The sequence below is a fragment of the Luteimonas sp. 9C genome, from assembly GCF_902506295.1.
GTDB lineage: Bacteria > Pseudomonadota > Gammaproteobacteria > Xanthomonadales > Xanthomonadaceae > Luteimonas.
On record NZ_LR733312.1, the window covers coordinates 2,830,280 to 2,838,138 of the forward strand.

The following is a 7,859-nucleotide window of genomic DNA, read 5'->3' on the forward strand; positions in this document are numbered from 1 at the left end:
AACGCGACCGGCGTGGTGCCGGCCGCTAGAATGCGGGGCCTAAACAATCAGGAGCAGGCCGGATGTGTGGAATCGTCGGTGCGATCGCGGGTCGCGATGTGGTGCCCGTCCTCGTGGAGGGCCTCAAGCGGCTGGAGTATCGCGGCTACGATTCGGCCGGTATTGCGGTGGTCACCGACGGCGTGGTCCGTCGGGTGCGCCGTACCGGGCGTGTCGCCGAGATGGAAGCGGCGGCGCAAACGGACGCGCTGCAGGCCGAGCTAGGGATCGGGCACACGCGCTGGGCGACCCATGGCGGGGTGACCGAGACCAATGCGCATCCGCATATCAGCCACGACAGCCTCGCACTGGTGCACAACGGCATCATCGAGAATCACGAGGCGCAGCGTGAGCGACTCACGCAGCTCGGCTACTTGTTCGAGTCGCAGACCGATACCGAGGTGATCGCGCACCTGATCCATCACCACCAGTCGCAGGGGCTGGATCTGCTGGCCGCGCTGCAGGCGTCGGTCCGGGAGCTCGAAGGCGCGTATGCGCTGGCGGTGATCGACAAGGCGGCGCCGGACCGCATGGTGGTCGCCCGCATGGGCTGTCCCTTGCTCGTCGGCCTGGGCCAGGGTGAGAACTTCGTTGCGTCCGATGTCTCGGCGATCCTGCAGGCCACACGCCGTGTGATCTTCCTCGAGGAAGGTGACACGGCGGTGCTGACCCGTGCCGCGGTCCAGGTCTACGACGGCAACGGTGACACCGTTGCCCGCGACGAACATCTGTCGGACGTCTCGCTGGCCTCGCTCGAACTCGGGCCGTACCGCCATTTCATGCAGAAGGAGATCCACGAGCAGCCGCGGGCGCTGGCCGACACCATCGAAGCGATCATCGATGCGGCTGCATTCGAGCCCACGCTGTTCGGCAAGGACGCCGAGGCGGTCCTGCGCGAAGTGGAGGGCGTGCAGATCCTCGCCTGTGGCACCAGCTTCTACGCCGGTTCGGTGGCGCGCTACTGGATCGAGGCGATCAGTGGTCTGCCCTGTTCGGTCGAGATCGCCAGCGAGTACCGGTACCGCGCTGCCGTCGCCAATCCGAAACATCTGATCGTGACGATCTCGCAGTCCGGCGAAACGCTCGACACGATGGAAGCGCTCAAGTACGCCAAATCACTCGGGCATACGCGCACCCTGTCGATCTGCAACGTGCCGGAGAGCGCCATCCCCCGCGCCAGCGGTCTGGTGTTCTACACCCGCGCCGGCGCCGAGATCGGCGTGGCATCGACCAAGGCGTTCACCACGCAGCTCGTCGGCCTGTTCGCGCTCGCCGTCACCCTGGCCAAGCTCAACGGGCGCCTGGAAGGTGAACAGGAGGCCGGCTATATCGAAGACCTGCGGCAGTTGCCGGGCAGCGTGCAGCACGCGCTGAACCTGGAGCCGCAGATCACCTCCTGGGCCGAGAAGTTCACCCCCAGGCACCACGCCCTGTTCCTGGGGCGCGGCGTGCACTATCCGATCGCGCTGGAGGGTGCGCTCAAGCTCAAGGAGATCTCCTACATCCATGCCGAGGCGTATCCGGCTGGCGAGCTCAAGCACGGCCCGCTCGCGCTGGTGGACGCGGACATGCCGGTCGTGGTGATCGCGCCAAAGGACGCGTTACTGGAGAAGGTGAAGTCGAACATGCAGGAAGTCAGGGCGCGTGGCGGTGAACTCTTCGTCTTCACCGATGCCGACAGCAACTTCAACGCATCGGAAGGCGTGCATGTGATCCGCACGCCGCGACACGTCGGCGTGCTGAGCCCGATCGTGCATACGATCCCCGTGCAGTTGCTGGCCTACCACACGGCACTTTCGCGTGGGACCGATGTCGACAAGCCCCGCAATCTGGCGAAGTCCGTCACCGTCGAGTAGCGCCGCAGCGCGCAACTGGCTGAACGCGGATGGCGGTTTAACCGGCTTCTACACAATTACGTGTCAGCCTCTATGCAAACCGATTTCATCTATGCATAATTCGCGCCCCGCTTGACGGGCTGCACTTCGGGGCAGCAGGCAAGGCGGGGCGAGAACGACAACAGCCTTCACGCGGTGTTGACAGCCTCGAAAGTCGCGGTAAGATGTGCGGCTCGCTTCAATGAAACGCCTTCGGGCCGGACGCTGAAGACGGCGGAAACCAACCCTCAATGAGGTGTTGACGAAAGCCAAAACCGCGCTAAGATGGGCGGCTCGCTTCGGAGGAAACGACGAAGCAGTGGGAAGCAGGCGCTGAGGCCGCTTCCGCAGATCTTTGACAGTGTGCGCAGGATACTTATGAGGTGTTGACGAAAGCCAAAACCGCGCTAAGATGGGCGGCTCGCTTCGGAGGAAACGACGAAGCAGTGGGAAGCAGGCGCTGAGGCCGCTTCCGCAGATCTTTGACAGTGTGCGCAGGATACTTATGCGGACGTCTGGCTGGTGGTGTTAGTCCATTAGCAGACGTTCTAGAAAGAGCAAGAAAGATTCAAAAGCATGCAAATGCTGGTGAGTAGTTCGAGTTCTGGAAAAGACATCTGCACTCGAAGCATTAGATCTCACTTCGGTGATGTCGAAACATTTAAGTGAAGAGTTTGATCCTGGCTCAGAGTGAACGCTGGCGGCAGGCCTAACACATGCAAGTCGAACGGCAGCACAGAGGAGCTTGCTCCTTGGGTGGCGAGTGGCGGACGGGTGAGGAATACATCGGAATCTGCCTATTTGTGGGGGATAACGTAGGGAAACTTACGCTAATACCGCATACGACCTACGGGTGAAAGCGGAGGACCTTCGGGCTTCGCGCAGATAGATGAGCCGATGTCGGATTAGCTAGTTGGCGGGGTAAAGGCCCACCAAGGCGACGATCCGTAGCTGGTCTGAGAGGATGATCAGCCACACTGGAACTGAGACACGGTCCAGACTCCTACGGGAGGCAGCAGTGGGGAATATTGGACAATGGGCGCAAGCCTGATCCAGCCATGCCGCGTGGGTGAAGAAGGCCTTCGGGTTGTAAAGCCCTTTTGTTGGGAAAGAAAAGCAGTCGGTTAATACCCGATTGTTCTGACGGTACCCAAAGAATAAGCACCGGCTAACTTCGTGCCAGCAGCCGCGGTAATACGAAGGGTGCAAGCGTTACTCGGAATTACTGGGCGTAAAGCGTGCGTAGGTGGTTTGTTAAGTCTGATGTGAAAGCCCTGGGCTCAACCTGGGAATTGCATTGGATACTGGCAGGCTAGAGTGCGGTAGAGGGTAGTGGAATTCCCGGTGTAGCAGTGAAATGCGTAGAGATCGGGAGGAACATCCGTGGCGAAGGCGACTACCTGGACCAGCACTGACACTGAGGCACGAAAGCGTGGGGAGCAAACAGGATTAGATACCCTGGTAGTCCACGCCCTAAACGATGCGAACTGGATGTTGGGTTCAACTAGGAACTCAGTATCGAAGCTAACGCGTTAAGTTCGCCGCCTGGGGAGTACGGTCGCAAGACTGAAACTCAAAGGAATTGACGGGGGCCCGCACAAGCGGTGGAGTATGTGGTTTAATTCGATGCAACGCGAAGAACCTTACCTGGCCTTGACATGCACGGAACTTTCCAGAGATGGATTGGTGCCTTCGGGAACCGTGACACAGGTGCTGCATGGCTGTCGTCAGCTCGTGTCGTGAGATGTTGGGTTAAGTCCCGCAACGAGCGCAACCCTTGTCCTTAGTTGCCAGCACGTAATGGTGGGAACTCTAAGGAGACCGCCGGTGACAAACCGGAGGAAGGTGGGGATGACGTCAAGTCATCATGGCCCTTACGGCCAGGGCTACACACGTACTACAATGGGAAGGACAGAGGGCTGCAAACCCGCGAGGGCAAGCCAATCCCAGAAACCTTCTCTCAGTCCGGATCGGAGTCTGCAACTCGACTCCGTGAAGTCGGAATCGCTAGTAATCGCAGATCAGCATTGCTGCGGTGAATACGTTCCCGGGCCTTGTACACACCGCCCGTCACACCATGGGAGTTTGTTGCACCAGAAGCAGGTAGCTTAACCTTCGGGAGGGCGCTTGCCACGGTGTGGCCGATGACTGGGGTGAAGTCGTAACAAGGTAGCCGTATCGGAAGGTGCGGCTGGATCACCTCCTTTAGAGACAAGGCTGCATCGCTTGTCCAGGCGTCCTCATAAGTAACCTGCACGATTGGTAATCAAGCAAGACTGGGTCTGTAGCTCAGGTGGTTAGAGCGCACCCCTGATAAGGGTGAGGCCGGTGGTTCGAGTCCTCCCAGACCCACCACATGGGGCCTTAGCTCAGCTGGGAGAGCACCTGCTTTGCAAGCAGGGGGTCGTCGGTTCGATCCCGACAGGCTCCACCATTCTTGATTGATGATTCACCGATCGCTGCGCACACATCAGATTTGAATGTCGCCGGGCACTGTGGCCTGACGACGGTTCTTTGAAAAATAGGGAAGTAGCGAGCGTCTGAGACAAGAACTCATACGTGTCGTGTGGCTAAGGCGGGGACCTCGAGTCCCTAGTAAATTGAGTCGTTATATTTGCGTCGATGCTTTGTACCCATCGACAGAAGTATGGCTCCGAGGCAACTTGGGGTTATATGGTCAAGCGAATAAGCGCACACGGTGGATGCCTTGGCGGTCAGAGGCGATGAAGGACGTGGTAGCCTGCGAAAAGTATCGGGGAGCTGGCAACAAGCTTTGATCCGGTAATGTCCGAATGGGGAAACCCACCTCGTAAGAGGTATCGTGCAGTGAATACATAGCTGTACGAGGCGAACGCGGTGAACTGAAATATCTAAGTAACCGTAGGAAAAGAAATCAACCGAGATTCCCTGAGTAGTGACGAGCGAACGGGGAACAGCCCAAAAGTCGATATGGTTTTAGCAAAACGGTCCTGGAAAGACCGGCCATAGAAGGTGATAGCCCTGTATGCGAAAGGGCCATATCGATGAAAAATGAGTAGGGCGGGGCACGAGAAACCCTGTCTGAACATGGGGGGACCATCCTCCAAGGCTAAATACTCCTGACCGACCGATAGTGAACCAGTACCGTGAGGGAAAGGCGAAAAGAACCCCGGAGAGGGGAGTGAAATAGACCCTGAAACCGTGTGCGTACAAGCAGTAGGAGCTCCGCAAGGAGTGACTGCGTACCTTTTGTATAATGGGTCAGCGACTTATTGTTCGTGGCAAGCTTAACCGTATAGGGGAGGCGAAGGGAAACCGAGTCTGATAAGGGCGCATAGTCGCGGGCAATAGACCCGAAACCGGGTGATCTAGTCATGCCCAGGATGAAGGTTGAGTAACATCAACTGGAGGTCCGAACCCACTCCCGTTGCAAAGGTAGGGGATGAGGTGTGATTAGGAGTGAAAAGCTAATCGAACCCGGAGATAGCTGGTTCTCCTCGAAAGCTATTTAGGTAGCGCCTCATGTGAATCTTCTTGGGGGTAGAGCACTGTTATGGCTAGGGGGTCATTGCGACTTACCAAACCATTGCAAACTCCGAATACCAAGACAGACTGCATGGGAGACACACGGCGGGTGCTAACGTCCGTCGTGAAAAGGGAAACAACCCAGACCCACAGCTAAGGTCCCAAATTATCACTAAGTGGGAAACGATGTGGAAAGGCACAGACAGCCAGGAGGTTGGCTTAGAAGCAGCCACCCTTTAAAGAAAGCGTAATAGCTCACTGGTCGAGTCGGTCTGCGCGGAAGATTTAACGGGGCTAAGTGATAAACCGAAGCTTGGGGTGCACATATTTATATGTGCGCGGTAGAGGAGCGTTCCGTAAGCCGTCGAAGGCAGATTGAGAAGTCTGCTGGAGGTATCGGAAGTGCGAATGCTGACATGAGTAACGATAATGGGGGTGAAAAGCCTCCACGCCGAAAGCCCAAGGTTTCCTTGCGCAACGTTAATCGACGCAGGGTGAGTCGGCCCCTAAGGCGAGGCAGAAATGCGTAGTCGATGGGAAGCTGGTTAATATTCCAGCACCTCGCATAAGTGCGATGGGGGGACGGAGAAGGTTAGGTCTACCAGGCGTTGGTTGTCCTGGGGAAAGGCGGTAGGAGTGGGTCTTAGGCAAATCCGGGACCCTTTAACTCCGAGCACCGAGACGAGCTCATTAGAGCGAAGTGACTGATACCACGCTTCCAGGAAAAGCCCCTAAGCTTCAGCTTATGCAGACCGTACCGTAAACCGACACAGGTGGGTAGGAAGAGAATTCTAAGGCGCTTGAGAGAACTCGGGTGAAGGAACTAGGCAACATAGCACCGTAACTTCGGGAGAAGGTGCGCCCTTGATCGTGGCCCATGCGGGCTACAGCGATCGGGGGCCGCAGTGACCAGGCCGCTGCGACTGTTTATCAAAAACACAGGACTCTGCAAACACGAAAGTGGACGTATAGGGTCTGACGCCTGCCCGGTGCCGGAAGGTTAATTGATGGGGTCAGCCGCAAGGCGAAGCTCTTGATCGAAGCCCCGGTAAACGGCGGCCGTAACTATAACGGTCCTAAGGTAGCGAAATTCCTTGTCGGGTAAGTTCCGACCTGCACGAATGGCGTAACGATGGCGGCGCTGTCTCCACCCGAGACTCAGTGAAATTGAAATCGCTGTGAAGATGCAGCGTTCCCGTGGCAAGACGGAAAGACCCCGTGAACCTTTACTATAGCTTTACATTGAACGTTGAGTTCGTCTGTGTAGGATAGGTGGGAGGCTTTGAAACCATGGCGCTAGCTGTGGTGGAGCCAACCTTGAAATACCACCCTGTCGTGCTTGACGTTCTAACCTAGGTCCGTTATCCGGATCGGGGACCATGTATGGTGGGTAGTTTGACTGGGGCGGTCTCCTCCCAAAGAGTAACGGAGGAGCTCGAAGGTACGCTCAGCGCGGTCGGACATCGCGCACTGTGTGCAAAGGCATAAGCGTGCTTGACTGCGAGATCGACGGATCAAGCAGGTAGGAAACTAGGACTTAGTGATCCGGTGGTTCTGTATGGAAGGGCCATCGCTCAACGGATAAAAGGTACTCCGGGGATAACAGGCTGATACCGCCCAAGAGTTCATATCGACGGCGGTGTTTGGCACCTCGATGTCGGCTCATCACATCCTGGGGCTGTAGTCGGTCCCAAGGGTATGGCTGTTCGCCATTTAAAGTGGTACGCGAGCTGGGTTCAGAACGTCGTGAGACAGTTCGGTCCCTATCTGCCATGGGCGTTGGAGATTTGAGAGGGGCTGCTCCTAGTACGAGAGGACCGGAGTGGACGAACCTCTGGTGTTCCGGTTGTCACGCCAGTGGCACTGCCGGGTAGCTATGTTCGGAAGCGATAACCGCTGAAAGCATCTAAGCGGGAAGCGCGCCTCAAGATGAGATCTCCCGGGAGCTTGACTCCCCTGAAGGAACCATCAAGACCAGGTGGTTGATAGGCTGGGTGTGTAAGCACAGCAATGTGTTGAGCTAACCAGTACTAATGATCCGTGTGGCTTGACCATATAACCTCAAGTTGCTTCTACCGAAGCATCCTTGGCCAACGACACGAATGAGTCGTCAACAAATGTTCGCTACTTCCCAACCTCTGAGAGCGTGAGCGCTGTCAGTCCCTCTTTCGATCGCATCCCTGCGTCGAAACTCGGACCGATCGGCGACCCTCCACCCTCTCCCTGGTGACTATAGCTGTATGGAACCACCCGATCCCATTCCGAACTCGGAAGTGAAACGTACATGCGCCGATGGTAGTGTGCATCTAGCATGCGAGAGTAGGTCATCGCCAGGGTTTTTACCCAAAACCCCCGCCGGTATTCCGGCGGGGGTTTTTCTTTGCGCCGGATTTGCCAAAGCAATCGACCGGGGAAACTCGAGGGAATGGCTGAGAGAAAGTC

General features: G+C 57.1%; 1 protein-coding gene, 2 tRNA genes and 3 rRNA genes. All 6 read left to right on the forward strand.

What is annotated here, in order from left to right; genetic code table 11:
• Positions 1 to 62: 62 nt before the first annotated feature.
• Positions 63 to 1,895: a glutamine--fructose-6-phosphate transaminase (isomerizing) gene (gene glmS / locus CURTO8I2_RS12995; RefSeq protein ID WP_159681472.1), complete on the forward strand. Its 1,833-nt coding sequence runs from the start codon at positions 63 to 65 to the stop codon at positions 1,893 to 1,895.
• 680 nt (positions 1,896 to 2,575) lie between these two features.
• Positions 2,576 to 4,120, forward strand: a 16S ribosomal RNA gene (locus tag CURTO8I2_RS13000).
• A 71-nt stretch (positions 4,121 to 4,191) separates the two neighbouring features.
• Positions 4,192 to 4,268: transfer RNA gene (locus CURTO8I2_RS13005), tRNA-Ile, on the forward strand.
• A 3-nt stretch (positions 4,269 to 4,271) separates the two neighbouring features.
• Positions 4,272 to 4,347 (forward strand) — tRNA-Ala (locus CURTO8I2_RS13010).
• Positions 4,348 to 4,588: 241 nt separating this feature from the next.
• Positions 4,589 to 7,472: ribosomal RNA gene (locus CURTO8I2_RS13015) — 23S ribosomal RNA — on the forward strand.
• A 167-nt stretch (positions 7,473 to 7,639) separates the two neighbouring features.
• A 5S ribosomal RNA gene (rrf, locus tag CURTO8I2_RS13020) occupies positions 7,640 to 7,753 on the forward strand.
• The 16S, 23S and 5S rRNA genes sit together here with 2 tRNA genes alongside, the layout of an rRNA operon.
• The last annotated feature ends 106 nt before the right edge of the window (positions 7,754 to 7,859 follow it).